Source organism: Gilliamella sp. HK2 (assembly GCF_001690265.1).
Classification (GTDB): domain Bacteria; phylum Pseudomonadota; class Gammaproteobacteria; order Enterobacterales; family Orbaceae; genus Gilliamella; species Gilliamella apicola_C.
This window is the reverse complement of the sequence record NZ_LZGV01000097.1, coordinates 37,528-62,365: the sequence shown is the minus strand read 5'-3', so window position 1 is coordinate 62,365 and position 24,838 is coordinate 37,528. Positions and strand designations below refer to the sequence as shown.

Genomic DNA, 24,838 nt, shown 5'->3' with positions numbered 1-24,838 from the left:
TGTGGAAACGATAAGCACTGATAATGGGGCGAATAACTATTCTAAACGCAAAACGACATCGTTATAGCGCAACAAAACTATATATTATCAAGTTATTATGCTTATTGTTAGTGTAAATTGAATAAACAAAAATCAGTAAGACTTTATGTAGTTAAAATAGTGATGCTGTTTAACCAAAGCTATCATTCTTATGGTACAAGGCGAATTCGTTTTGATTTGCAAAACGAGAATATTTAGGTATCACGTCGTTATATTACTTGGGAGATGAAATCCTTTATTACTCGTATCAAAATACACCGTTAAACATTATAAATTTCACGATACAGAAGTGAATGAAACATCCACAAAGAATTATTGGCAACAGTAATTCTTTGTGGATGATAAAAAGCAAATTGTTGTCGCGGATTTAACTTATATTCGAGCTAACCAACGTTGGCATTATTTATTGTGTTTTAGTGAATTTATCCAATATGCAGATTGCCATCATGTTGGTAAACATAAAACGGCAGAGCTTGTCATGTTAGCATTAAGCCAAATTAAACAACCATTATCGAAATTGGATTTATTTCATTCAGATCGAGGTGAAAAGTTTGATAATCGGCTATTGGAGGATTGTTTTAAGGCATTTAATATCACGCATTCATTAAGCAAGAAAGAGGGTTTTTATGACAATAAGGTAGCCGAAGCGACATTGAGAACAATTAAAACGAAGTTTGTAAAAGGCCAACGCTTCAATCCTGTAACTATCCCCTAAAATAGTACAGCAAAAAAGTAGAAAATTCTCTATGATAAAAGTAAAAGAGGATTCAATTATGAAAAAAATGACTGAACATCAAATCGTAGCTATTTTAAAAGAAGCTGAAGCGGGTATTCCCGTTAAAGAGCTGTGCCGTAAATATGGCATGGGTAATTCAACTTTCTATAAATGGCGAGAAAAATACAGCGGAATGGAAACGTCGGATATCAAACGCTTAAAGGAGCTGGAGGCTGAAAACCGCAAGCTTAAGCAGATGTTTGCCGAACTGAGCTTAAAATCCCAGCTTCAGGAAGAAATCATAAAAAAGCTTTAGTGCCCACAAAGGCACGTAAAACGTGGGCACAGCAACTACAACAAAATCATTTAGTTACTATTGCTATGAGCTGTGCCATTGTTGGCTTAAGCCGTTGTGCTTACTACTATTAATCTAAGTTACAGGATGATTCGTGATTATTTCGGTGTTGAATGCTATCACAGACTGGCATTTACGATGGGGCTTTCCTAAATGTTTTAATCGTATCAGAAAGCTCAGCTATCAATGGAATCATAAACGTGTTTATCGAGTGTATTGTGAGTTAAAACTGAATCTTAAAACAAAACGAAAACAACGAATGCCACCTCGGGCGTCAGAAAAGTTATTGGCTCCCAATAAAAAAAGTGAATGTTGGTCAATGGATTTTATGAGTGACAGTAGTCGTAATCAACGTCGCTTTAGAACATTCAATGTCATCGATGACTTTAATCGTGAGGCGTTAGGTATTGATATTGCAGTAAACTTACCAGCAGGAAGGATTACCCGTTACTTAGATAAACTGGCCGAATATCATGGGTATCCATTAAAAATGCGGGTCGATAATGGGCCAGAATTTACAGGGAAAACCTTTACCAACTGGGCTAAATTACATGGTATAACCATTGATTATATCCAGCCCGGTAGCCCTTATCAAAATGGCTATATTGAACGATTTAATCGTACCTATCGTACTGAAGTGCTCGATTTATATCTATTTAATAATCTAGAACAAGCAAGAAAGGTAACCGAAGAATGGCTAACCATTTATAACACCGAAAGACCGCATGAGGCATTAAATAACATGACACCGATTGAGTATAAAACACTAAAACAAGCAGCATGATTTTCTACGTGAGTTGTGTACTAAGTTTGGGGTATTTACAAATTGGCTGCATTATTACAATAATGAACGAACTCATTAGGGAAAAATGAGCTATGGTCGAATACCAATGGAAACATTGCTTGATGGAAAACGGATCTGGGAAGAAAAAAATCTGAACCAGATTTAACCTGACAGACACCCAATAAAAACTGGTAACTGTCAGATTAGGTTTGAGCTACTACACTTTACCTATTAACGGTTGGCTATTTTGTAATAATTTTAATGCTTTTTCAAAATTAAATTCTTGGAACATGTGCCATTTCCCTTTTTATACCTAGTTTACCTAAATGACACAAAATATTGAACAATCTCGATTTGCAGCATTCAGTTATTGAAAAATCTGAATAGAATTTATTAAAAGAGGGACTATAGCCCTCTCTTTTTATTTCCAACTGATAATACTTATTATATTTCCATTCAAATCAACGGTGGCTGTTACCGTATTAACAATAACGCCACCAAAAGCATTTTTCCCCCTAAATGAAGTGACGATAATTAGGTTATCACTTCCATTATCGATATATTTAGTTTCAACATGTTTGAATGAGTCAGGGTCATTCATTTTTGATTTTATATATTTTTCAAGTTCTCTGTGAGAACCATCCCAAGAGCTAAATTGGGAATGAATCAATTTTTTCCGTTGTAATTCTTTTTGTAATTTAGCCTTTTGGGTTTTATATTCTGCGTTTTCAGGGGCAAGTGTTGACAGCTCGTTATATAATTCAATCTTTTTTTCTAATTCAGCTTTAGGAACTTCTTTAAGTTTATTTAATAAATAATCAATTTTTTGTTGATTTTTAAGTTTTATTAATTCTGATCTAGCTTGTTCGCCTAATTCTAAGACCGTTTGATCTTTAGCTGAGTAATATTTATCGGCTAAAGATGCCGCTTCATCATATTTTTTCTCTGTTATCAATTGGTTGATTTGTGAAACAATTTCCTGTTTATTTAAGTTAAATTCTGAAATAAGGTTTTTTTCTTGCCCCTCTCTTTCTTTGCTTCTATCTACACCACTAATAATAAACCAAACAACAATTAATAATGTGGTTATTATCGCTTTTTTCTTACCGCTTACCTCTTTTTGTGTGTTTTTATAAATGATTTGGTAAGTTATCGGTAATAGTGCTATACCTATTAATAGCGCTACTATTCCCATCAATGGGGTTTGAGTGAAATTTACAATTCCTGATAAAATAAAAAGCACGCCAAAAAGCCAAGCTAAAACAAGTCGTAATGTTTTCATAAAAAGTCCTAGTTATTAATAATTAATAATTTTATATAATTTGTAACAATTTTGTAAAGAAAAACTCATCAATATATAGTTAAAGAACTGTGCCGTAAATAGGGCATGGGTAATTCAATTTTTTATCAATGGCGGGAAAAATATGGCAGGATGGAAAATTCAGTCATCAAACATTTAAAGGAGCTTGAGACTGAAAACTGTAACTTAAACACATGGTTGCTGATCCAAGCTTAAAATCACAGCTTTAGGAAGAAATCATAAAAAAGCTTTAGTGTCCACAAAGACACGTAACAGGTGGGCACAGCAACTACAACAGAATCATTCAACCATCATGTAGTAGCTCAAACCTAATTTGACAGTTACCAGTTTTTATTGGGTGTCTGTCAGGTTAAATCTGGTTCAGATTTTTTTCTTCCCAGATCCGTTTTCCATCAAGCAATGTTTCCATTGGTATTCGACCATAGCTCATTTTTCCCTAATGAGTTCGTTCATTATTGTAATAATGCAGCCAATTGTCCACATCTGTTTGGAGTGTTTCTAAATCTGAATAGCGCTTTTTACGAAATGTCACCATATAAAACTCATGTAAAATAGTTTTATGAAAACGTTCGCAGATCCCATTCGTTTGTGGCGACATAGCTTTTGTCTTAGTATGGTCAATATCATTAATCGCCAGATAAAGTTGATAATCATGCTTTTCAATAGTGCCACAAAACTCCGTTCCTCTATCGGTTTATATTCGAAGCATTGGCAAATGATGAGCATTATAAAATGGTAAGACCTTGTCATTGAGTAAATCGGCTGCTGTAATTGGCGTTTTGGTCACATACAATTTACAATGCGCAACCTTAGAAATAAGTATCAACAAAAGTCTGTTTATAAATCCGACCGACACCCTTTAAATTACCAACATAAAACGTATCTTGAGATCCAAGATAATCTGGATGAGCGGTTTCTATTGCACCACAAGCTTCATCATCGTGCTTTTTCTTTTCTAATGCAGCTATTTGGCTATCATTGAGTTCAATACCTTCTGAGTCGCTTTTTCTTCTAAAGCATGTAAGCGTTTTTTGAAATTCTCAAGATTATATCTTAACCAAACAGAACGCGCGCCACTTCCTGAAATAAAAACACCTTGCTTACGAAGCTCATTGCTTGTTCTATGCTGACCATGAGCAGGATAGTCAATAGCATAACGAATAACGGCTTGTTCCGTTGGGTCATCAACGCGATTTTTGAGATTTGGTGTCCATCTACTCTTTGATATTAAAGAGTCTAAACCACCTTCTTCAATGAGTTCTTTATAACGATAAAACGTATCTTCTTGATACTCCCGTCACTTTACAAGCTCTAGACACGTTTTGAAGTTCTTCAGCTAAATTTAATAAGCCTACTTTATGTTTTATGATTTGATTGTTAGTATGAAGCATGAGCGTTACCTCTTGTTGTTTTGATTTTAGATTTGACACCTAATATCAAAACTGGTAACGTTCTCTTTTTCAATCCCTTTGTCCGATTAAGTCGGAACTAATACAAATTAAATTTCCGGCGCGCTTTCAATAATACTCGCTAGCTTTTCAAGTGTCACTCTTAGAAAATTTGGCATAGACTCCAATTCAATTGAGTCCATTAAATTTTTAACGTAAAGACCCAGCTCAGTATCACCTTCAACAATTAAACGTCGCTGAAAGAATAGGGTATCAGGATCTTGACGTCTGGTTGCTATCATAATCAAATCATTAGCATTACCAATAAAACTTACATCAGCAATCTCTTCTCTGCTTACGACAAGTTTATTGTCAATAAGGCTTACAAACCAAATAAGGCCAAGATCGGTAACTTGAATTTTAAGCCATCGATTTTCTAAAAAGTCGAGATCCCCATCTTCAAGAGAATGTTCAAATTGTAACTGTAATAATTGCTCTATGGCCTGCTTTTTTATATTAAAAGGAATGTGTCGTAAAGTAAGCCCCAAAATATGGGGCGCTTTATTAACAAACTGTGAATGAATCTTGCTTAAAATTTCGCTTCTTGATCCAATCATTTAGGCATCTCCAGAAATCATTTTTTCATAGATATCTAAATCAGTATTTAAATGTTCATAAACTTCTTCACTAACTTCATTACGAACTTTCATTTGTAGTAAAGCTGTACGTTCTGCACCAATTGCTACTAGACGCATACGCCTTTCTAGATTTTCTGCTTCAAGTGCTTTTTGTTCTAAGTCTTTCAGACCCGTTCGCCGTCTTAACGAACCAATAACACGAGAGCCAATTTCATGAATAATTTCTTGATCTAAACCTGTTTCTGATGTTTCTTGTAATAAATTGTTTTGCATTTTTTCAAGACTAGTAATGGCTTCTTCGGCCATATGTCCTTTAACTGTTAAAATTTCATTGTGTTGTTCAGAATTATCTAAAATGACACTACCTCGTAATAAGATAGGTAATATTATAACTGCTGTAATTAATGAAATTAAAATGATACCTGCTGCAATAAAAACAAGTTGATAACGACCACTAATACTTATTGGTATGGATAATACACCCGCTAGAGTAATAGCACCTCGAACGCCTGCAAATGTCGAAATTAAAAGATCTCTTGTTGAATATGCTCTAAATGCAAGTGGACGTTTGGTTCCAAAAGGCATGGCAGGCATATGCTTCATTGCCCATAACCAAGCAAATCGAGTTCCCATTAACACTGCAAAGACAAATAAAACAATTAAACATAATTGCCACACTTCAATTGATTTATCTATTTGGTTTTCTGCAAAAGTATTATTTAAAATACTTGGTAGTTGAATGCCTAATAAAACAAATACAAATCCATTAAACACAAAAGTTAACATTGACCATGTGCTATCTGATTGTAAGCGTGCAGTTAACGGTGCATTTCGCATCATACCTGAATGGTTTACTGTCATACCTGCACTTACAGCAGCTAAAATACCTGAGCAGTGGAATTCTTCTGCAATGATATAAGCGGCAAATGGAAGTAAGAATAGTAATACAATTTGAATAGCTGGATCATTGTGAGTCAGCTGATTTATTTTACGTAAAATACGTGCATATAACCAAGTAAATAAGACACCAATAGCTAAACCACCAATGGCAACGATAAAGAAGGTCATGCTAATTTGTAATAAGTCAAATTGTAATGTGCCAACTGCAATTGCTATAGCAAAATTTAAAGAAACTAAGCCGGAAGCATCATTCATTAATGCTTCGCCCTCAATGATTTCCATTTTTTCTTTTTCTATTCGACCTTTACCCACAATTCCACTTAATGCTACAGCATCGGTTGGCGATAACACAGCAGCTAAGGCTAAACATGCAGCTAACTGAACATTTGGTAGTATCCAATAAAGAATGTAACCCAATGCAATAATCGAAATAACAACTAAAACTAAAGCTAATCCGATGATTTCTCTACCATTGTAGATAAAATCTTTCACTGACGTTTTGCGTCCGTCAGCAAAAAGCAAAGGGGGAATAAATAAAACGAGAAATAATTTTGGATCAAATTCTACATAAACATTAAATGCTGCCAATATACAACCTAGTAATATTTGCATTAAAGGTAATGGAATTTGAATTGGCAACATTTTAACAACGACACCAGAAAGTGATACAATTAGTACCAAGAGTAAAATTATTGAAAAAAGTTCCATAGTTTTCCTTCTATTTATCCTATAATCCTGTTGATTATATTGATTATACAGGATCTTTAGTTAAATTTCAGGTGAAAATTTCGCAGAATCATCTAAATTTTGGTCAGATACAAATTTTAATTAGAAAATAATCGAATTAATTAACAGGTATTTTTGATGGAAAGTTGGCAAAGGGCATTTATATTACACACTCGTTCTTATACTGAAAGCAGCCTATTAGTTGATTTGTTTGTTGAAAATGTTGGAAAAATAACGGTTTTAGCTAAGGGAGCAAAAAGAAAACGTTCATCATTAAAAGGGATGTTGCAACCTTTTACTCCACTAATTGTACAATATTCAGGTCAAGGTGACATAAAAACATTGCGTCAAGTTGAAGCAATGTCTCTCTCTTTGCCATTAGCATCTGTTTATTTATATAGTGCTTTTTACTTAAATGAACTATTACACCGAGTCTTAGTCGCCGAAACTGAAATGCCAACACTTTTTGATGACTACTTAAAAAGCTTGCAACAATTAGCACAACAGGTTTCTGCTGAAAATGTGCTACGAGCTTTTGAATTATCCTTATTAGATAATTTAGGCTATTGTGTTGATTTTTTTCACTGCTGTGCCACTGGCGATAGTATTGTCGAATCGATGAATTATCAATATCAAAGTGAAAAAGGGTTTATTAGTAGCTTATTAAAAAACAGCACCAGTTTTACAGGTGAACAAGTTTTGGCACTAGGAAAACGCCAATTTAATAGTGATGATACACTGAAAGCCGCAAAACGTTTTACTCGAATGGCATTAAAACCTTATGTAGGTTCAAAACCTTTTAAAAGCAGAGAACTATTTTTGAAGCTCTAATTTTTACCAATTACAATTTATACATAATACTAACAGAAAGATTTATTAGAAAAGTGATGAATTAATTTATCAAGTTGATTGGCAAACTTTTCTCTATCTTTAATTGAAAAAGGAGAAGGGCCTTTAGATTGTACGCCACTAGCTCGCATAGTTTCCATAAAATCGCGTATAGTTAGCCGCTCTTTTATCGTATCGAGTGTATATTGTTCTCCTCGTGGTGTGAGTACTAAAGCGCCTTTATTTAATGCATCTGATGCAAGTGGAATGTCGGATGTGATAACTAAATCATTTTTTTTAACTAACTCAATAATTTTATTATCTGCGGCATCAAATCCTTTTCCAACTTGTAAACTTTGAATGTAAGGTGAGAGGGGAATCGTTAATCGTTGATTAGCTATTAATATTGTATTAATGGCTTTTCGATTTGCTACTCGATATAAAATCTCTTTAATTGGGTTAGGGCATGCATCAGCATCAATCCAAATGTTCATAGTTACTCTATTCAATATTCAATTAAAACTTCCAATATTTAGTGATTATATCGTCTATTATAAAAAAATAATCAATTATTTTTTGTAAAAGTATTACAGAGATAGGATACGTTACAGTCTATTTTATGCTCATATTCGTGTTGATGTCGCGGCAATTGTTTCTATTTAAAATCTTAATGATAAGTGATAGTATATGCGGTCTACTTTATTTATGTATGCAAGTGCGCTTTCGTGTGGCGCACCACTGTTATAAGGATTTATTATGCCAATAATTACTCTTCCTGACGGAAGTCAACGTCAATTTGATAAAGCCGTTACTGTTTTAGAAGTTGCACAAAGCATAGGTGCAGGGCTAGCAAAAGCATGTATAGCTGGACGTGTAAATGGTGAGCGTAAAGACGCTTGTGATTTGATAGAACAAGATGCCACATTAGCCATTATTACGGCAAAAGATGAGGATGGTCTTGAAATTATACGTCACTCTTGTGCGCATCTATTAGGTCATGCTATTAAGCAATTATGGCCTGATACGCAAATGGCCATTGGTCCAACTATTGATAATGGTTTTTATTATGATGTTGATTTAGATCACTCTTTGACGCAAGAAGATCTTGATGCATTAGAAAAACGTATGCATGAATTGGCTAAAAAAGATTACGAAGTAAAAAAAGAAGTGGTTAGTTGGGAGCAAGCTAGGGAAGTATTTTGGAAACGACATGAACCCTATAAAATAGCTATCTTAGATGAAAATATTCCTAAAGATTCAAAACCAGCACTTTATCATCACGAAGAATATATTGATATGTGCCGAGGGCCACATGTGCCTAATATGCGTTTTTGCCACCATTTTAAATTGCAAAAAGTCGCCGGCGCTTACTGGCGTGGTAACAGTGATAATAAAATGTTACAACGCATTTATGGCACTGCATGGGCTGATAAAAAACAACTCGATAGTTATTTACAATTCTTAGAAGAAGCAGCCAAACGTGATCACCGAAAAATAGGTAAACAACTTGATCTTTACCATATGCAAGAAGAAGCACCAGGTATGGTATTTTGGCATAATGATGGTTGGATTATCTTCCGTGAGCTTGAAGTTTTCGTTCGCACCAAATTAAAGGAATACGATTATCAAGAAGTCAAAGGCCCTTTCATGATGGATCGCATTTTATGGGAAAAAACAGGGCATTGGGGTAATTATAAAGAGTTAATGTTTGTGACTTCATCTGAAAATCGTGAATATTGTATTAAACCAATGAATTGTCCTGGGCACGTGCAAATTTTTAACCAAGGGTTAAAATCATATCGTGATTTACCATTGCGTATGGCAGAATTTGGTAGTTGTCATCGAAATGAGCCGTCAGGATCTTTGCACGGATTAATGCGTGTTCGAGGCTTTACGCAAGATGATGCACATATTTTTTGTACGGAAAGCCAAATTCGTAGCGAAGTTAACAGCTGTATTAAAATGGTTTATGATACTTATAGTACTTTTGGATTTACTGACATTACGGTTAAGTTATCAACTCGCCCAGAAAAACGAATTGGTAAAGATGAAACATGGGATCTTGCGGAAAAAGATTTGGCCGAATGTTTAACTGAAAATGGCATAGAATTTGAGTACTTACCAGGTGAGGGCGCATTTTATGGACCGAAGATCGAGTTTACTTTACATGATTGTTTAGGTCGTGCATGGCAATGTGGTACTGTTCAGCTTGACTTTATGTTGCCTGAACGTTTAGATGCAACTTATGTAGGTGAAGATAACGAACGTCATATTCCAGTTATGATCCATAGAGCTATTTTGGGCTCAATGGAGCGTTTTATGGGGATTTTAACTGAAAACTGCGCGGGGTTCTTTCCAACATGGCTTGCTCCATTACAAGTTGCCGTAATAAACATTACTGATAATCAAGCTGAATATGCCAAACAATTATGCGAAAAATTACAAAAAGTTGGTATTAGAGCAAAAGCAGACTTGAGAAATGAGAAAATAGGGTTTAAAATTCGTGAGCATACTCTTAAACGTGTTCCTTATATGTTTGTTTGTGGAGACAAAGAAATGGAATCAGGAACAATTTCAGTTCGAACACGCCAAGGTAAAGATCTTGGTAGCTTTGAAGTGAAACATGTTATAGAATTGTTGCTTAACGAAATTCATAGTCGTTCATTAGAACAAATGAATTAATGATAAATTACTTTGGAGGAATGAGATATTAAAGTCAGTAAACGTATTCAGTCAACACGCGCGCATAAGATCAATGATGAAATTACTGCTCGTGAGGTGAGGTTAACCGGCGTCGATGGTGAACAGCTCGGTATAGTAAGCTTAGACGAAGCTTTAAAACAAGCTGAAGAAGCAACTCTTGATTTAGTCGAAATAAGCCCTAATGCAGAGCCACCTGTTTGTCGAATTATGGATTATGGCAAATTCCTCTATGAAAAGAGTAAAGCAACAAAAGAGCAGAAGAAGAAGCAAAAGATTGTTCAGGTTAAGGAAATTAAGTTCCGACCTGGTACAGACGAAGGCGACTATCAGGTAAAACTCCGCAGCCTGATTCGCTTTCTTGAAGATGGCGATAAAGCTAAAGTTACGTTGCGTTTTCGTGGACGTGAAATGGCTCACCAACAGTTAGGATCTGAAATGCTTGATCGTATTAAAGAGGACTTAGCTGATTTGGCTGTCATTGAATCTTATCCAACTAAGATTGAAGGCCGCCAAATGATTATGGTGCTTGCGCCGAAGAAAAAGTAATGGTTTTACAAGTTAATTTTTGATTCATTAAAGATTACACCATTATTTTATTTTTATTAACAATGCGAAGTGGAAATTAATAAAATGCCTAAAATTAAAACTGTAAAAGGCGCAGCAAAGCGCTTTAAAAAAACAGCTTCTGGTGGCTTTAAGCATAAGCAAGCTAACAAAAGTCATATCCTAACTAAAAAATCAACTAAGCGTAAACGTCATTTACGTGGTTTGACCACCGTGTCAAAAGGCGATTTAGGTTTAGTTACTGCGTGTGTTCCATACGCTTAAGTTATTGGTTAATTATTTAGAGGATATAATTTATGGCTCGTGTTAAACGTGGTGTTATTGCTCGTGCACGTCACAAGAAAATTTTAAAACAAGCAAAAGGTTACTATGGTGCACGTTCACGTGTATACCGTGTTGCTTTCCAAGCAGTAATTAAAGCAGGACAGTATGCTTATCGTGACCGTCGTCAACGTAAACGTCAATTCCGTCAATTATGGATTGTCCGTATTAATGCGGCAGCTCGTCAATGTGGTCTTTCTTATAGCCGTTTTATCAATGGTTTAAAGAAAGCATCAATTGAAATCGATCGCAAGATCCTTGCTGATATTGCTGTATTTGACAAAAATGCATTTGCTGCATTAGTTGAGAAAGCAAAAGCGGCACTATAATAGCTTTATAAAAGCCGAGTTATCTCGGCTTTTATATTTTCATTTTTATTATAAGGGTTGATTAATTATGAAGTTAGTTATTTTTCGTTTCTTTTTTGATTGCTTTAGCAATACTATTTTGTGAGGCAAAGAAAAAACGAAAAATAATTATAAAAGCCTCAAAAGAGGCTTTTTTTATGCAATAAACAATAAGCAGGAGAACTGTATGCCTCAATTAGTTGAACTGGTAAATAATGCCAAATCCGCTATTGAAAATGCTAATGACATTAATTCGATCGAACAAATTCGGGTGGAGTATTTTGGTAAAAAAGGTCATTTTACAATGCAAATGGCTTCATTACGCGATGTTCCAGCTGATGAGCGCCCAGCTGTCGGTCAAAAAATAAATGATGCAAAGCAAAAAGTTGTTGAAATATTAAATCATAAGCGCAATTTTTTAGAGCGTCAGGCTCTTGATGCGAAACTAGCTAATGAAACAATTGATATTACGTTGCCAGGAAAATCAATTGAATTAGGTGGATTACATCCAGTGACAAAAACGATTAATCGGTTAGTCGATTTTTTTGGCGAACTTGGTTTTGCTGTTGAAACGGGGCCTGAAATTGAAGATGACTATCATAATTTTGACGCATTAAATATTCCTGCTCATCACCCAGCTAGAGCTGATCACGATACATTTTGGTTTGACGCAAAACGATTATTAAGAACACAAACTTCAACGGTGCAAATTCGCACAATGGAAAACCAAAAACCACCAATTCGAATCATTGCTCCAGGAAGAACTTATCGTAATGATTACGATCAAACTCATACGCCAATGTTCCACCAAATGGAAGGCTTACTTGTTGATAAAGATATCAGCTTTACACATCTAAAAGGTTTGTTGCATGATTTTCTGCATTGCTTTTTTGAAGATAATATGGAAATTCGTTTTAGACCAGCTTATTTTCCATTTACAGAACCGTCAGCAGAAGTTGATATTAAAGCGAAAAATGGCAAGTGGCTAGAAGTGTTAGGTTGCGGGATGGTTCATCCTAATGTATTACGTAATGTAGGCATTGATCCTGAAGTGTACAGTGGCTTTGCTTTTGGTATGGGGATAGAGCGGCTAACAATGTTACGTTACGGTGTCACTGATTTGCGTTCTTTCTTTGAAAATGATTTACGTTTTTTAAAGCAATTTAATTAATTCTGGAGATCAAAACATGAAATTTAGTGAAAGTTGGCTACGTGAATGGATCAATCCAGAAATTAGTAGCGAAACGTTAGCTGATCAATTAACAATGGCTGGTTTAGAAGTCGATGATGTTGAAAAAGTAGCAGGCGATTTTACAGGTGTTGTTGTCGGTAAAGTCGTTGAATGTATGCAACATCCTAATGCAGACAAACTTCGTGTCACAAAAGTTGATATTGGTAAAGCTGAATTACTGGATATAGTTTGCGGGGCTCCAAATTGCCGTAAAGGTTTAATGGTTGCTTGTGCAACGGTAGGCGCTGTATTGCCCGGCGATTTTAAAATAAAACCAGCTAAATTGCGGGGAGAGCCATCAGAAGGCATGTTGTGCTCTTATTCTGAATTAGGAATTTCTGATGAACATAATGGTATTATTGAATTACCTGATAATGCGCCGTTAGGACAAGACATTCGTGAATATTTGAATTTAAATGATGTCATGATTGATATCAGCGTAACACCGAATAGAGCAGATTGCTTTGGTATTATTGGCGTTGCTAGAGATATTTCTGCAGTTAACAACGTTCCAATGAAAGAACTACAAGTTGACAGTATGCCTGCAACCATTACCGATACTTTATCAATACAGATAGATGCTCCTCAAGCCGCTCCTCGCTATTTGGGACGTGTAATCAAAAATATTAATGTTAATGCAGCCACTCCACTTTGGATGAAAGAGAAATTACGTCGAGGTGGAATTCGTTCAATTGATGCAGTTGTAGATATAACTAACTATGTATTATTAGAACTTGGTCATCCAATGCATGCATTTGATTTGACTCAGATAGAAAAGGGAATAGTTGTTCGTTACGCAAGTAATGATGAAAAACTGGTCTTACTTAACGGTAATGAAGTTAACCTTAATGATAAAACTTTAGTCATTGCCGATCACCAAAAGGTTTTGGCTTTAGCCGGAATTATGGGTGGTGAAAAATCGGCTGTAACACAAACAACTAAAGATGTATTTCTTGAATCTGCATTTTTTAGTCCATTAGCAATAACAGGTAAAGCTCGTGAATATGGCTTACATACTGAAGCTTCGCATCGTTATGAACGTGGTGTTGATCCATCTTTACAATTTGTTGCAATGGAACGAGCGAGTCAATTACTAATTGATATTTGTGGTGGTGAAGTTGGTCCAATTATTGAGGTAACACAACAAAGTGAACTACCAAAACAAGCAATAATTAAACTTCGTCGCAATAGAATTGATCGTATCATTGGTTATGCAATTGAGACACAAAAAATCACCGATATTTTAATTAGGCTTGGTTGTGAAGTCGAATACAATGGCAATGTTTGGACTGTAAAATCACCAAGTTGGCGTTTTGATTTGCAAATCGAAGAAGATTTAGTTGAAGAAATTGCGCGTATTTATGGCTATAACAATATTCCAAATGCCAATTTAAAAATTGAGTCAGTAATGAAACCAAAGCCTGAAAGCCAAATATCATTGCGAAGAATAAAAGACTTATTAGTTGATAGAGGATATCAAGAAGCCGTAACATATAGCTTTGTTGACCCCAAAATTCAACACATTCTTCACCCTGAGCAGCAAGAGATCACATTACCTAACCCCATTTCAAGTGAAATGTCAGTTATGCGTTTATCACTATGGTCTGGCTTATTAGATGCAGTGCTATACAACCAAAATCGCCAGCAATCTCGGGTTAGATTGTTTGAAACAGGATTGCGTTTTATACCTGATGAAAAAGATGAATTAGGTGTACGCCAAGAGTTAATGTTATCAGGCATTATTACAGGTAGCTTATATGAAGAGCATTGGCAACTTCCTAAAAGGAATGTTGATTTCTATGATCTTAAAGGTGATATTGAATCAATCTTTTCTCTTTTAGGCTGTGCGGATAAAGTACAGTTTAAAAAAGCTCAACTACCTGCCTTGCATCCTGGACAAAGTGCTACTATCTATTTGAATGATGAGCTATTAGGCTATCTAGGTGTTTTACATCCAGAAATTGAAAAAAAATTATCTTTAAATAGTAAAACACTTGTTTTTGAAATAAATTTAGCTAAAATTAATAGCAAGACAGTACCTGTTGCTCAAGACTTATCAAAGTATCCTTCGAACAAACGAGATATAGCTATTGTGGTATCAAATACAATTCCAGTAGCTGATATTATTTCTGAGTGTAAGCGGGCTGGTGGTGAGCAACTTATTAAAGTTAATTTGTTTGATGTTTACCAAGGTGAAAATATCAAAGAAAATCAAAAAAGTCTTGCTATCAGTTTGATTTTACAAGATAAATCACGTACACTTGAAGAAGAAGATATAACAAACATTGTAAGTAAATGCGTTACTGCTTTACAAAATCGTTTTAAAGCCCTATTAAGAGAATAATAATATGACATTAACTAAAGCTGATATTGCAGATCGTCTTGCCGAAAAATTTACCATTGATCGTCAAGAAGCTAAAGTCCTTGTTGAACTCTTTTTTGAAGAGATTCGAGTGGCTTTGGAAAAAGGGGAGCCAGTAAAATTATCTGGATTTGGTAATTTTTCGGTACGAGATAAAAACTCACGCCCTGGTCGAAATCCTAAAACAGGGGAAAGTGTTGATATCTCAGCTCGCCGAGTTGTTACCTTTAGACCTGGAATTAAATTCAGAGAGCGTGTAGAAAAAAATTTAGTTATTTAATATTAAATTCTTATTCTGCTTGCTTAATATAATAGCCTTTCTCTTATTAAGAACACTGGGAAGGCTATTTTATTTATAAATAATGCTTGTATTAATTTCGTAAATAAAGCATAATAACCGTTCTTCAATGGAGGCTCTATGGGTCCTCTTGCAACATTTTTTTGCTCATCAGGTCAGGTCCGGAAGGAAGCAGCCAAAGTAAAAAATATGTGTGTGGGATGTGGCTGATAGAGTCTCCTCCAAAACTTATTTTACAGTAAGTTTGCCTATTCTTATAAATTATAACTAATTAGGTGTTATTTATAATTTACAACATATTAAGAAAATAAGAAAAAATAACTTCTTGATAACAAATAAAGTTATTTTGTCATATCCATCCTTTATCTCAACAATAACTGCAATGTAAATAATATGCTATTAAATACTAGATTGTAATTAAATAATTTTGCGCTAGTTATATCATTAAATATTAATAATATAACATTAATAAAAAACATAAGATGAGCTTGCTTTCCCGCTTTTTTGCCGTCGCGATAATATCACTAAATAATCCACTGATGCTTTAGTTGCAAATTCATCTATTGAAAATCCTTTGTCTTTGGTATTTCTATTTGGTGACAATCTCTCTTTTAATTAAAATAATTACTAAATTTATTATGCAAATTTGATTCGTTAATAAAAAGATTTGTTTACAATCGTCGATAGAACAAATTGATCAGGGTGTTGAAATTTAGCTGCGTGGAGTAAACATATTATCAAAATGGTCGAGTTTAATTAACTTTTTTCTAACAAAATCGTTGATCCATGTATTAGTCATAGCCATATGACACCTCTCTTTAAACAGAAAGTTCACAATCATTGTAATGAATCACTGATAATGAAAATAAGGGAATAAATAAAATTGCGCGGGAATAAATGGGATTAAGCCTTGTTCGGAAAGGGATTGAAAAAAAATTGAAATAAAAATGCGGAAAAAATGCAGAATGGAAATAAAATTAAAAACGGCTGTAAAATTTCGGTTAGTGCGGAAATGCTTATTAGCCGTTTAAATTGCGTTTAAAAATAATTTAAATGCTTTATCTTTTTGATAGAACCCTTTCTAATTTTGCTATTACTTTGAAGTTTGGATCTTCTTTTTGCACGGTGAATGCTTGGTAATTTTGATTGTCGCTGATGACGCTATACGATACATCAACGGGGTTGTACTGTAACCTCTTCACCATTATCACACCATTAAATAATATAATGTAAATACCTCCCAGTGCTTTTGCTTGTTCTGTGCTGTCATTGTGGATGCTAACTAATAGCGTGTCTCCATTTTTGATTGCGTCTGACATGCTGTCATCTGTTGCTGTGAATGTTGCTAGATCTACATTTGATAGCCCTTGTCTCTCAACAAATTCGTTTGATAATATTATCCATGCCGCCCCGTCTGTTGATATTTTGATATCATCAATATTTGATGTGTCAACTTTTAGCTCACCAATTACTGTATGCCCTTTGAAAAAATCTTCATCAACCGATACTTTTCTTACGTTATAGTTTGCCGCAGATCCTTGTAATTTGTTATCAGAGCTATTCTCGTGATTTTGTAATAGTTCAAATTTGTTTATGATGTTAGATACTTCATATTCAAATCCGCCCCCCTTTTTTCCTTTAGCTTTGCGTTTTTCCCAATTTTCGGCCTTTGCTCTTAAAGCTACCCCTTGTACAGTTTTAGGGCAGTTGTATTTACCAGCTATTTCTCTCGGTGTTAACCAAATCTCTTTCATGTTTGCGCCTTATATTTAAAGTTAACTTTAAAGTTTGTTTTAAAAGTTTATATTTTTATATCTTATTGTTTTTTATTTAAATAAAACCAAACAAAAGAAAAATATAAATTTTTATGTTATTTTTACTTTAAAGATGCATTGCAATTAACTTTAAAGTGAATTATCATTACTTACAAGTTAGATTTAAACTTAATTTTTAAGTTTAGAGCTAATTGGTATTGTTACATTTTTTTGAGAGGTGGTAAATATGGAAAAACAAGATTGGCATCTAGAAGATATAAAATGCGCACTGCGTAAAAAGCGAATTACTTTAAAGTCACTTTCAATTAAAGCTGGGTTGGCTCCCAATACTTTAAATAACGCTTTAAGGGTTTCTTATCCTAAGGCTGAGAGAATAATTGCTGACGCACTTGGTTTAGATCCTAGAGAAATTTGGCCTTCTCGCTATCAATATAAATAAGGTGGTTTTATGTGGATTACAGCACAAGATTTAACCCAGATTGTAGGGATGCCAAACACAGTTCAAGGTGTGTTATATAAAGCTAAGGTTGAAAATTGGGAGCGTCGTAAAGTAAAGGGTGTTCGTGGCGGTGCTTTTGAATATAACATCTTTTCTTTATCTATCTACGACCAAGCTCGTGTTTTGAAGTCAAAAAACAAAATTATGATTGGTGGTAATCAGATGATAGATAAGCCAGAGCCAAAAGAGAAAAGCTATTGCGCTGAAGTTCTGTGGGCTCGGTGTGATAAAGCGACAGACAAGCAAAAAGAGGAAGCAAAAATTAAAGTTGCAGCTGTTGTTGCGGTCAGGCAGTTAGTCGCTACCGGCACAAAAACTGTTGAAGCTTTTAATATTGTTGCAATAACACACAAACACCCATCCGGCAATGTTAGGCGTTGGTTTTACCAAGTTAAAGAAATTGAGCAGTCTGATTTATTGCCGGCATTAATAACTGGCAACATGGATCGTGATTATTCATCTCGGCAATACAAAATGACACCTGAAGCTTGGGACTTTTTCGTTGCTAACTATTTCAGACCTGAGCAACCGGCATTTAATGCGTGCTATCAAATGCTGTGTGATGTCGCTAAAGAACGGGGTTGGGATATTCCACACAAATCAAGCTTGCGCCGAAAGATTGAACGTGAAATCACACCACAACAGCAAGTATTGTGGCGTAAGGGCGAGCATGCACTAATGCAGTTGTATCCTGCACAGCAACGTAGCGTTATTGAGCTTGATGCGCTCGAATGGATTAACGGTGACGGTTACCTGCATAACGTGTTTGTTAAGTGGTATAACGGCGAGATTTTGCGACCTAAGACATGGATCTGGCAAGATGTTCGTACTCGCAAAATCTTAGCTTACTACTGTGATATTTCAGAGAATAGCGATTCAATTCGTCTATCGCTTGCTGATGTAATTGAAAATTACGGCATACCAAAGCATGTCACTATCGATAACACGAGAGCAGCAGCAAACAAATGGTTGACTGGTGGCGTACCAAATCGTTACCGCTTTAAAGTTAAACCAGATGAGCCGATGGGGATTATTCCAATGCTTGGCATTCAGCTTCATTGGTCAAGTGTCATGTTTGGTAAAGGGCATGGTCAAGCAAAGCCGATTGAGCGTGCATTTTCTCACGGTGGGCTTGGTGAGCTGGTTGATAAGCACCCTTTGTTAGCTGGAGCGTATACAGGGGCAAATGTGCTTGAAAAGCCCGATAACTATAACAGCAAGAATGCTGTTGATGTTGATGTGTTCTTAAAAGCGCTTGAGCAAGGTATTGCTATGTTTAACAGTAAACCGAACCGCAATACCGAGGTCTGTGGTGGTGTGATGTCGTTTGATGATGCATTTAATGCTAGCTATCAATCAGGCGCCATTAAAAAAGCTACAGCAGAACAACGCCGATTATTGTTACTACCTTCTGAAGCGGTGACCGTTCGCTTTGATGGCGCGTTTACGATTGATGCCGGTGGCTCAATTCGTGGCGCTAAAAACCGCTACTACAATGAAAAATTAATTGGCATTCGACCTAATAAAGTTGTTATTCGATTTGACCCTCGCAACCTACACGATAGCGTGCTTGTTTATACGTTGGATGGTCGCTTTATCTGTGATGCTCAGTGTTTAGATCGTGTTGCGTTCGGTGATACGCAAGCCGCTCGTGAACATAAACGTCAACGTACGCAGTTCGTTAAACGCCATAAGGGCGCAGCCGAAAATCAAAAACGCATGTCGATTTTAGAAGTTCAATCGCTCATGCCCGATATTGAAGTATCAGAAAAACCAGATTCAAAAGTTATTGAGATTTTAAAAGCTGAGCAATCAAAAAATGGAACAACGACAGATGAGGACATGAGCAAGGCGAAAGCTGATGTACTTGATTTTGATTCAGCATTTGAAGCTGGCATAAAAAAATTAGCAGCCCAAAAAAAATAAGGAGTAAGTCATGTTTACTGGTATTAGAAATGAAATAAAAGCAGCGGTTGAAAATGGTGAAAAATATAGCGCTATTGCGAAACAAAGCGATGTTTCACCTACAGCACTCAGTCAGTTTATGAATGATTCGTATAGCGGCGACAACCAGAAAATTGCTGATAAGTTAACAGTATGGCTTGATAACAAAAAGAAAGCGAACAACTTGAAAACCGCACCAAGTTTTGTTGAAACTCCAACAAGTAAAAAGATATTTAATGCGCTTGATTATGCAAAAATTGCGGGTTGTTTTGTCGTAGTCTATGGCAATAGTGGTGTTGGTAAAACTAACGCAATTACTGAATATGCTAGGCAACCAAATACGTGGTTGATTACCGTTAGACCTTCATCAGCAAAGTTACTTGAATGTTTATATGACATAGCTTGCGCACTCGATATTGATTATGCACCAAAAAGGCTCGGTACATTAAGTAGTGCTATATGTAAAAAAATGCGAGAGACCAAGGGTTTGCTAATAATTGATGAGGCTGACCACTTACCCTACGATGCGCTCGAAGAAATTCGTTTGATTCAAGAGATGACGGGGGTCGGTGTTGTACTGTGCGGTAACCATCAAATCTATTCTAAATTATCAGGCAATGGCTCTCGTAAAACTGACTTTGCCCGTCTCTTCTCACGTATTGCTAAAAAAGTGGCGATTTTAAATACCACCGAAGGTGATGTTGATGCAATCGCTGATGCGTGGGGTATTCATGGAGATAGAGAAAGAAAAATAGTTCATCAGCTAGGTAAAAAGGCGGGCGCACTTCGTATCATTAAAATGACGTTATCACTTGCTGCAATTCTTGCAAATAGTAGTAACGCAGCAATCAATGAAACACACATTAGTGCGGCAATTAGAGATTTGGAAGGTGTTTGATTATTTATCAATTTGATGAGGGGGAAATCATGCAAGAACAACGTAAGCCGTACAGTGCTGAAGAAATCGCGCTAACAATGAATGATGTATCAAAGATTATAGAGCAGCTATCGAGTGAAGGATTTTTGGTCAATAAAGTTGTAATCGGTAATGCTCTACGCCCCACTATTTTTTTATTTAGCAATGACAAGTGCCGAGATTTAATAATATCCGGTAAAGCGTCGTATCAGCATTTTAATAATGTCATGCCAATTAAGCAGGGCGTTTTTGAATATTCTGGATGTCGTGTGGTTTGGTCTGAAAGTTTGATTTGATTAAAGGAAAGAAAAATGAACAAAAATAAAGATAAATCTTGCAAACAATACACTAACGAAACGGTAATTGATGGATATTGGAAAGATGCTAAAGGTGCGTTAATTCCTAAGGAGGTGATCAAGGACGTTGATATGGAGCGTGAAATCGTTGTTGCTGATATTATCGAGCATGCCAAAACTCTTAATAAAGAGTTAGCACTATTCAAAGCTAAAGCTTTTGGCGATATATCCTTTTTTGTGGAGTTATCAGCTGATTGTTATGGCGTTAACATTGGGGGTAAAAAAGGCAATATCACTTTGTTTAGTTTTGATGGTAAATATAAAATTCAGCGCTCAATGCATGATTGTATTGCTCCGAATGAGTGCGTTTTAGCTGCAAAACAATTAATCATTGATTGTGTTGATAGTTGGACTAAAAATGCGAGACCGGAGTTGAAGGCATTAGTTAACAGGGCTTTTACTACCGACAATGATGGAAGTTTGAAGCTTGGTCGTTTGCTTGAATTACGACGTCTTGACATTAAAGATGAGTGCTGGCAAAAAGCAATTGATGCTCTAACAGACTCATTGCAGGTTGTGGGCAGTCGTTCTTATATTCGTGTTTATGAACGAGTCGGTGATAGTAACGAGTATCGACCAATCGCCCTAGATATTGCGAGTGTTTAATATGACAAAATCACAATTAATTAAACTTATTCATATAGCCAAGCAAAAGCTTGGCTTAGATGATGAAACGTACCGCGCTTTGCTTGTCGCTGAAACTAAAAAAAGCTCGTGCTCTAAAATGCTAAAACATGAGCTTGAGAAAGTTTACGAAACAATGAAATTGAAAGGGTTTGAGTATACAGGCGTAAAAAAGAAGTATGGTGCACCGGTTGTCAAAACATCAGATCGGCGTGATGACATAAAAAAGATCCGCGCTATCTGGATCACAATGGGACATCAAGGGTTTATTTCTGATTCACGTGATAAGGCGTTAGATGCATTTGTCGAGCGTATGACAAAAAAATTTACTAGCGGACTTGGCATTAAAACTCATGCATGGCTTGACTCTTATTTAGCTCAGCATGTTTTGGAGTCTTTAAAGAGCTGGCATATACGTGAAATGGTTGATAAATTTTTGTTAGTTAGCGGTGTATGTTATAAAGATAATGTGCTTTATTTGCCAGATAGGACTTCATACAGCGGGTATGATGAAATTAGAGGGCTTTATGAAGACGTGCTTAAAAAGAGATATAAGGGGAAGCAAAAATGAAATTAGGACGCTGCCCTATTTGTCATAGCGATTTGCATTTAGATTCAATTATTGAGGATCAGGCTGGTCGTGATGTTTTAAGTCTTTTACTTAAGTTTACACATAACTGCGCACGTCCAGTTGTTGCTTATGTCGGTTTATTTCGACCGGCCAAGTCCAATCTTAGTAATTCACGCACAGCAAAATTGATGGAAGAAGTTCTTGAGCAATTCAAACCAAGTCGCCATTTAGCTCACGCATTAAATGAAACGGTTAAGCAAATTCAAAAAAAACGAGCAATCAGTAATGAAATTAAGCCACTTGCAAATCATAATTATTTAAAAACAGTTTATAATTCAACTGCGCACTTATTTTTGTATACTGAGACAAGTAAAGAGGATGCGCCAGCAAAAGAAAGCAACGAAGTTTATTTTGAGCAAATGTATCGTGCTAAAGCTGATTTTTCAAAAATAAATGTCGAAGGTGCGCAAGAATGGTACCAAAAAAGGAGGAAGAGAGATGGTCGATGATAATTTAAAACTGTTCGACGATGATCATGAGGAACTGGGATTTGCACTGGATACATTAGACAATATGACTGATGTTATAACGATTCGAAAAAACTGGCCAAAACTTTTATCTGAGTTTGTTGATTTATTCTGTGCGGAGCTTGTTAGGCAAGGTATGCAAAATGAAAAAGCAATAATCACGGCAACCAAGCTCGTTTGCGTACTCGGTAATTATTTTGGTGGGCGTGTTTGTTATATTCCAAATGGTGAGAAGTTAAAGCAGGCGATACGCGATAATCGAATTTTTCTTGATTATCAAGTTAGCGACGGAAATATAACAACACTAGCAAAAAAATATAATTTAACAGATAGTCATGTTTATTCTATTATACGGGAGCAATTAGCATTGCATAGAAAAAAATATCAACCAGACATGTTTGAAAGGAGGGAACAATGACAATAAGAGAAAAATTTATAAAGGTTCGAAATTTTATTTATATATTACTGGCAATATATCTTATTTATCTTGCTGTCACTCATTTTATAGGTACGAATGCTCCTACGTGCGGAGCAAAAGAAACTGTTAATAACGTTTTTTCTATTTTAAAGAAAGGCGCTCTACAAGATGGAATGACTGAAGATGAAGTGTCTCGCATTAATTTAAAGTTATCTAATATAATCACTTTAGATAAAAATAGTGTCGGTGCGTATTTTTGCGAGGCTGACGTGATATTACAGCAAGGTGATATCAAAACGACTAATCACATAAAATATAACAATAGAATTATTGAAGATAAAAAGGATGCATTTTTAACAACAATCACTAGTATCAACTAAATCTAAATTTCTTAGAGCTACCTCAAACCCAACAATTCTTTAATTGCCCTATCCTTTAATTATTAAACTAATTAAAGGATAGAAAATGGAAAACCAATTATCCCCGCACTTTAAAAAATCCGAGTTCATGTGCAAATGTGGCTGCGGCAATGTTTTATATGCTTACGAGCTGCTAGATGTGCTTGAAGACGTCCGTAAACATTTCAATGCACCGGTCATCATCAATAGCGCTTATCGCTGCTCATCTCATAATAAAGCGGTTGGTGGTTCACCACTCAGCCAGCACATGAACGGCAATGCGGCTGACATTGTCGTTAAAGGTGTTCGGCCAAAAGATGTTGCTGATTACTTGAGCTCAAAATACCCAGGCAAATACGGCCTAGGTCGCTATAAATCATTTACCCATATTGATGTGCGCAAAAACCGAAGTCGCTGGGGTGCTAACTAATGATTGAGTCTGCTCACTCAATTGATGATTACGTCAAAATGTACCCAATTTTACGTAATAAAAAATTTTTAGAACTTTTTGAGTTTGCACGTGAGTGTGCAATGAACTGTGCGATAAGTGGCGATAACTACAAGGTAGTCCCGTTATACAGTCATGATGCTACTTATCAATCTGTTTTTACAAAGGGCTGGCAAAGTGTTAGTGAGCAAGATATCAGATTACAAAAAGCTCTTATGGATTTAAGGAAATCAAAGTATGAAAAAAATACTTGAATTAATTACAAACCCCAAAACAGGGAAATTATCATCATCAGATTGTGCGGTAAGCTTGGCTTTTGTTGTATCTAGCATTGTTGTGCTTTACCAATGCTTTAATTATCAGCAAAACGAGCTGTTGCTCGGTACTTATTTGGCAGCTTGGGTTGCGCAATCACAAGCTAGCAAGCGTGCTGCAATTAAGCGTGCTTCAGTTGAATTGAAGGATGATTCTAATGATTAAATTTTTAAAAAACTTATCCCCTACTGTGATTGTGCTGTTTGCACTTTCGATAATTAGTTTTTATTGGATGCAACAAAGCCAAAAGTTGGAGTCCAAAATTGCAACTTTAAAAGAGAATTTTACGCAAGAAAGATTAGCGATTGCTAATGCTCATAAAATCGAACTACAACGACGATCGGAGCTTAATGATGAATTAACGCGAAAGTTAATCGAAAAACAAAACCAAATCACAGAACAGTTACAGCAATTAGAGAGTGCGATAGATGATGCGATTAAAAAAGATGGCGCCACTTATAACGGCATTGGTGCTGACAGCTTGTGCATCTACAAAAGAGCCCATGGCTACGATTGTAAATAACACG

28 protein-coding genes, 1 other RNA gene and 3 pseudogenes are annotated in these 24,838 nt (G+C 35.7%); 26 read left to right on the top strand and 6 right to left on the bottom strand.

What is annotated here, in order from left to right:
* Positions 1-373: 373 nt before the first annotated feature.
* The 3 genes and pseudogenes from A9G45_RS11750 to A9G45_RS14185 form a co-directional block, all read left to right on the top strand.
* Positions 374-754, top strand: coding sequence for a DDE-type integrase/transposase/recombinase (locus tag A9G45_RS11750; protein ID WP_065567818.1), 381 nt, complete (start codon positions 374-376; stop codon positions 752-754).
* 58 nt (positions 755-812) lie between these two features.
* Positions 813-1,893, top strand: a pseudogene (locus A9G45_RS15085) (IS3 family transposase).
* A 43-nt stretch (positions 1,894-1,936) separates the two neighbouring features.
* Positions 1,937-2,059, top strand: a pseudogene (locus A9G45_RS14185) (IS481 family transposase); the annotation flags it as partial.
* A 255-nt stretch (positions 2,060-2,314) separates the two neighbouring features.
* Here A9G45_RS14185 and A9G45_RS11735 read toward each other — a convergent pair.
* The 4 genes and pseudogenes from A9G45_RS11735 to A9G45_RS11720 form a co-directional block, all read right to left on the bottom strand.
* The gene (locus A9G45_RS11735) at positions 2,315-3,136 is read right to left on the bottom strand and encodes a hypothetical protein (protein ID WP_141673678.1); all 822 of its coding nucleotides are present in this window, start codon (positions 3,134-3,136) and stop codon (positions 2,315-2,317) included.
* A gap of 427 nt (positions 3,137-3,563) precedes the next feature.
* A pseudogene (locus tag A9G45_RS11730) lies at positions 3,564-4,605 on the bottom strand (IS481 family transposase).
* A 107-nt stretch (positions 4,606-4,712) separates the two neighbouring features.
* Positions 4,713-5,198, bottom strand: a complete 486-nt coding sequence (gene ubiT / locus A9G45_RS11725; RefSeq protein ID WP_065566672.1) for a ubiquinone anaerobic biosynthesis accessory factor UbiT — start codon at positions 5,196-5,198, stop codon at positions 4,713-4,715.
* Positions 5,199-5,219: 21 nt separating this feature from the next.
* Entirely contained in the window at positions 5,220-6,848 is a 1,629-nt protein-coding gene (locus tag A9G45_RS11720) for a Na+/H+ antiporter (RefSeq protein WP_065566611.1), read from the bottom strand.
* A gap of 156 nt (positions 6,849-7,004) precedes the next feature.
* Between A9G45_RS11720 and recO the strand changes: the two genes are divergently transcribed.
* Positions 7,005-7,697 carry a DNA repair protein RecO gene (recO, locus tag A9G45_RS11715; protein WP_065566612.1) on the top strand — a complete coding sequence of 231 codons (693 nt, stop codon included), beginning with the start codon at positions 7,005-7,007 and terminating at the stop codon, positions 7,695-7,697.
* Between the two features lie 29 nt (positions 7,698-7,726).
* Here recO and A9G45_RS11710 read toward each other — a convergent pair whose 3' ends face one another.
* On the bottom strand, positions 7,727-8,188 hold the full coding sequence (locus A9G45_RS11710) for a YaiI/YqxD family protein (protein WP_065566613.1): 462 nt from the start codon (positions 8,186-8,188) through the stop codon (positions 7,727-7,729).
* Positions 8,189-8,450: 262 nt separating this feature from the next.
* On the opposite strand from A9G45_RS11710, the gene thrS reads away from it, so the two are divergent.
* The 9 genes from thrS (at position 8,451) to ffs (ending at position 15,735) form a co-directional block, all read left to right on the top strand.
* A complete protein-coding gene (gene thrS / locus A9G45_RS11705) occupies positions 8,451-10,376 on the top strand; it encodes a threonine--tRNA ligase (RefSeq protein WP_065566614.1) in 1,926 nt (641 codons plus the stop codon).
* A 27-nt stretch (positions 10,377-10,403) separates the two neighbouring features.
* Entirely contained in the window at positions 10,404-10,943 is a 540-nt protein-coding gene (gene infC, locus A9G45_RS11700) for a translation initiation factor IF-3 (protein ID WP_065566615.1), read from the top strand.
* Positions 10,944-11,027: 84 nt separating this feature from the next.
* Positions 11,028-11,225, top strand: a complete 198-nt coding sequence (gene rpmI / locus A9G45_RS11695; RefSeq protein ID WP_034945602.1) for a 50S ribosomal protein L35 — start codon at positions 11,028-11,030, stop codon at positions 11,223-11,225.
* A 32-nt stretch (positions 11,226-11,257) separates the two neighbouring features.
* Positions 11,258-11,611, top strand: coding sequence for a 50S ribosomal protein L20 (rplT, locus tag A9G45_RS11690; RefSeq protein WP_024496189.1), 354 nt, complete (start codon positions 11,258-11,260; stop codon positions 11,609-11,611).
* A gap of 67 nt (positions 11,612-11,678) precedes the next feature.
* On the top strand, positions 11,679-11,735 hold the full coding sequence (pheM, locus tag A9G45_RS15080) for a pheST operon leader peptide PheM (protein WP_141671930.1): 57 nt from the start codon (positions 11,679-11,681) through the stop codon (positions 11,733-11,735).
* Positions 11,736-11,816: 81 nt separating this feature from the next.
* Entirely contained in the window at positions 11,817-12,800 is a 984-nt protein-coding gene (pheS, locus tag A9G45_RS11685; protein ID WP_065566616.1) for a phenylalanine--tRNA ligase subunit alpha, read from the top strand.
* 16 nt (positions 12,801-12,816) lie between these two features.
* Positions 12,817-15,204, top strand: coding sequence for a phenylalanine--tRNA ligase subunit beta (gene pheT, locus A9G45_RS11680; RefSeq protein ID WP_065566617.1), 2,388 nt, complete (start codon positions 12,817-12,819; stop codon positions 15,202-15,204).
* 4 nt (positions 15,205-15,208) lie between these two features.
* Positions 15,209-15,502, top strand: coding sequence for an integration host factor subunit alpha (locus A9G45_RS11675; RefSeq protein ID WP_065566618.1), 294 nt, complete (start codon positions 15,209-15,211; stop codon positions 15,500-15,502).
* 137 nt (positions 15,503-15,639) lie between these two features.
* Positions 15,640-15,735: signal recognition particle sRNA small type (gene ffs, locus A9G45_RS11670), an RNA gene on the top strand.
* Between the two features lie 843 nt (positions 15,736-16,578).
* Here the strand turns inward: ffs and A9G45_RS11665 are convergent.
* Positions 16,579-17,274, bottom strand: coding sequence for a S24 family peptidase (locus A9G45_RS11665; RefSeq protein WP_065566619.1), 696 nt, complete (start codon positions 17,272-17,274; stop codon positions 16,579-16,581).
* A gap of 247 nt (positions 17,275-17,521) precedes the next feature.
* Between A9G45_RS11665 and A9G45_RS11660 the strand changes: the two genes are divergently transcribed.
* The 13 genes from A9G45_RS11660 to A9G45_RS13920 all read left to right on the top strand — a co-directional run bounded on the left by A9G45_RS11660 (position 17,522) and on the right by A9G45_RS13920 (position 24,834).
* Complete coding sequence (locus A9G45_RS11660) at positions 17,522-17,734, top strand: helix-turn-helix domain-containing protein (RefSeq protein ID WP_065566620.1); 213 nt, start codon at positions 17,522-17,524, stop codon at positions 17,732-17,734.
* Positions 17,735-17,743: 9 nt separating this feature from the next.
* On the top strand, positions 17,744-19,720 hold the full coding sequence (locus A9G45_RS11655) for a transposase domain-containing protein (protein WP_065566621.1): 1,977 nt from the start codon (positions 17,744-17,746) through the stop codon (positions 19,718-19,720).
* 10 nt (positions 19,721-19,730) lie between these two features.
* Positions 19,731-20,636, top strand: a complete 906-nt coding sequence (locus A9G45_RS11650; protein ID WP_065566622.1) for an AAA family ATPase — start codon at positions 19,731-19,733, stop codon at positions 20,634-20,636.
* A gap of 29 nt (positions 20,637-20,665) precedes the next feature.
* Positions 20,666-20,950 carry a hypothetical protein gene (locus A9G45_RS11645; RefSeq protein WP_141673677.1) on the top strand — a complete coding sequence of 95 codons (285 nt, stop codon included), beginning with the start codon at positions 20,666-20,668 and terminating at the stop codon, positions 20,948-20,950.
* 15 nt (positions 20,951-20,965) lie between these two features.
* Positions 20,966-21,616: a DUF3164 family protein gene (locus A9G45_RS11640; protein WP_065566623.1), complete on the top strand. Its 651-nt coding sequence runs from the start codon at positions 20,966-20,968 to the stop codon at positions 21,614-21,616.
* Position 21,617: 1 nt separating this feature from the next.
* Entirely contained in the window at positions 21,618-22,205 is a 588-nt protein-coding gene (locus A9G45_RS11635; RefSeq protein WP_065566624.1) for a gp16 family protein, read from the top strand.
* Entirely contained in the window at positions 22,202-22,714 is a 513-nt protein-coding gene (locus tag A9G45_RS11630; protein ID WP_065566625.1) for a hypothetical protein, read from the top strand. The genes A9G45_RS11635 and A9G45_RS11630 overlap by 4 nt, the downstream gene beginning before the upstream one ends.
* Positions 22,704-23,150, top strand: a complete 447-nt coding sequence (locus tag A9G45_RS11625; protein ID WP_065566626.1) for a Mor transcription activator family protein — start codon at positions 22,704-22,706, stop codon at positions 23,148-23,150. The genes A9G45_RS11630 and A9G45_RS11625 overlap by 11 nt, the downstream gene beginning before the upstream one ends.
* Positions 23,147-23,530: a hypothetical protein gene (locus A9G45_RS11620; RefSeq protein WP_065566627.1), complete on the top strand. Its 384-nt coding sequence runs from the start codon at positions 23,147-23,149 to the stop codon at positions 23,528-23,530. The genes A9G45_RS11625 and A9G45_RS11620 overlap by 4 nt, the downstream gene beginning before the upstream one ends.
* Positions 23,531-23,615: 85 nt before the next feature.
* Positions 23,616-23,978 (top strand): D-Ala-D-Ala carboxypeptidase family metallohydrolase, encoded by a 363-nt coding sequence (locus tag A9G45_RS11615; RefSeq protein ID WP_065566628.1) that lies wholly within the window; start codon positions 23,616-23,618, stop codon positions 23,976-23,978.
* On the top strand, positions 23,978-24,250 hold the full coding sequence (locus tag A9G45_RS11610) for a hypothetical protein (protein WP_065566629.1): 273 nt from the start codon (positions 23,978-23,980) through the stop codon (positions 24,248-24,250). The genes A9G45_RS11615 and A9G45_RS11610 overlap by 1 nt, the downstream gene beginning before the upstream one ends.
* The gene (locus tag A9G45_RS11605; RefSeq protein ID WP_065566630.1) at positions 24,234-24,476 is read left to right on the top strand and encodes a hypothetical protein; all 243 of its coding nucleotides are present in this window, start codon (positions 24,234-24,236) and stop codon (positions 24,474-24,476) included. Before A9G45_RS11610 ends, A9G45_RS11605 begins: the two co-directional genes overlap by 17 nt.
* Positions 24,469-24,834, top strand: coding sequence for a hypothetical protein (locus A9G45_RS13920; RefSeq protein ID WP_081297916.1), 366 nt, complete (start codon positions 24,469-24,471; stop codon positions 24,832-24,834). Before A9G45_RS11605 ends, A9G45_RS13920 begins: the two co-directional genes overlap by 8 nt.
* Positions 24,835-24,838 lie beyond the last annotated feature (4 nt).

Excerpts from the sequence above, each read along its gene's own strand:
- A9G45_RS11720 (WP_065566611.1), bottom strand. The coding sequence starts at position 6,848 with ATGGAACTTTTTTCAATAATTTTACTCTTGGTACTAATTGTATCACTT.
- recO (WP_065566612.1), top strand. The coding sequence starts at position 7,005 with ATGGAAAGTTGGCAAAGGGCATTTATATTACACACTCGTTCTTATACT.
- A9G45_RS11710 (WP_065566613.1), bottom strand. The coding sequence starts at position 8,188 with ATGAACATTTGGATTGATGCTGATGCATGCCCTAACCCAATTAAAGAG.
- thrS (WP_065566614.1), top strand. The coding sequence starts at position 8,451 with ATGCCAATAATTACTCTTCCTGACGGAAGTCAACGTCAATTTGATAAA.
- rpmI (WP_034945602.1), top strand. The coding sequence starts at position 11,028 with ATGCCTAAAATTAAAACTGTAAAAGGCGCAGCAAAGCGCTTTAAAAAA.
- rplT (WP_024496189.1), top strand. The coding sequence starts at position 11,258 with ATGGCTCGTGTTAAACGTGGTGTTATTGCTCGTGCACGTCACAAGAAA.
- pheS (WP_065566616.1), top strand. The coding sequence starts at position 11,817 with ATGCCTCAATTAGTTGAACTGGTAAATAATGCCAAATCCGCTATTGAA.
- pheT (WP_065566617.1), top strand. The coding sequence starts at position 12,817 with ATGAAATTTAGTGAAAGTTGGCTACGTGAATGGATCAATCCAGAAATT.
- A9G45_RS11675 (WP_065566618.1), top strand. The coding sequence starts at position 15,209 with ATGACATTAACTAAAGCTGATATTGCAGATCGTCTTGCCGAAAAATTT.
- A9G45_RS11665 (WP_065566619.1), bottom strand. The coding sequence starts at position 17,274 with ATGAAAGAGATTTGGTTAACACCGAGAGAAATAGCTGGTAAATACAAC.
- A9G45_RS11660 (WP_065566620.1), top strand. The coding sequence starts at position 17,522 with ATGGAAAAACAAGATTGGCATCTAGAAGATATAAAATGCGCACTGCGT.
- A9G45_RS11655 (WP_065566621.1), top strand. The coding sequence starts at position 17,744 with ATGTGGATTACAGCACAAGATTTAACCCAGATTGTAGGGATGCCAAAC.
- A9G45_RS11650 (WP_065566622.1), top strand. The coding sequence starts at position 19,731 with ATGTTTACTGGTATTAGAAATGAAATAAAAGCAGCGGTTGAAAATGGT.
- A9G45_RS11645 (WP_141673677.1), top strand. The coding sequence starts at position 20,666 with ATGCAAGAACAACGTAAGCCGTACAGTGCTGAAGAAATCGCGCTAACA.
- A9G45_RS11640 (WP_065566623.1), top strand. The coding sequence starts at position 20,966 with ATGAACAAAAATAAAGATAAATCTTGCAAACAATACACTAACGAAACG.
- A9G45_RS11635 (WP_065566624.1), top strand. The coding sequence starts at position 21,618 with ATGACAAAATCACAATTAATTAAACTTATTCATATAGCCAAGCAAAAG.
- A9G45_RS11630 (WP_065566625.1), top strand. The coding sequence starts at position 22,202 with ATGAAATTAGGACGCTGCCCTATTTGTCATAGCGATTTGCATTTAGAT.
- A9G45_RS11625 (WP_065566626.1), top strand. The coding sequence starts at position 22,704 with ATGGTCGATGATAATTTAAAACTGTTCGACGATGATCATGAGGAACTG.
- A9G45_RS11620 (WP_065566627.1), top strand. The coding sequence starts at position 23,147 with ATGACAATAAGAGAAAAATTTATAAAGGTTCGAAATTTTATTTATATA.
- A9G45_RS11615 (WP_065566628.1), top strand. The coding sequence starts at position 23,616 with ATGGAAAACCAATTATCCCCGCACTTTAAAAAATCCGAGTTCATGTGC.
- A9G45_RS11610 (WP_065566629.1), top strand. The coding sequence starts at position 23,978 with ATGATTGAGTCTGCTCACTCAATTGATGATTACGTCAAAATGTACCCA.
- A9G45_RS11605 (WP_065566630.1), top strand. The coding sequence starts at position 24,234 with ATGAAAAAAATACTTGAATTAATTACAAACCCCAAAACAGGGAAATTA.
- A9G45_RS13920 (WP_081297916.1), top strand. The coding sequence starts at position 24,469 with ATGATTAAATTTTTAAAAAACTTATCCCCTACTGTGATTGTGCTGTTT.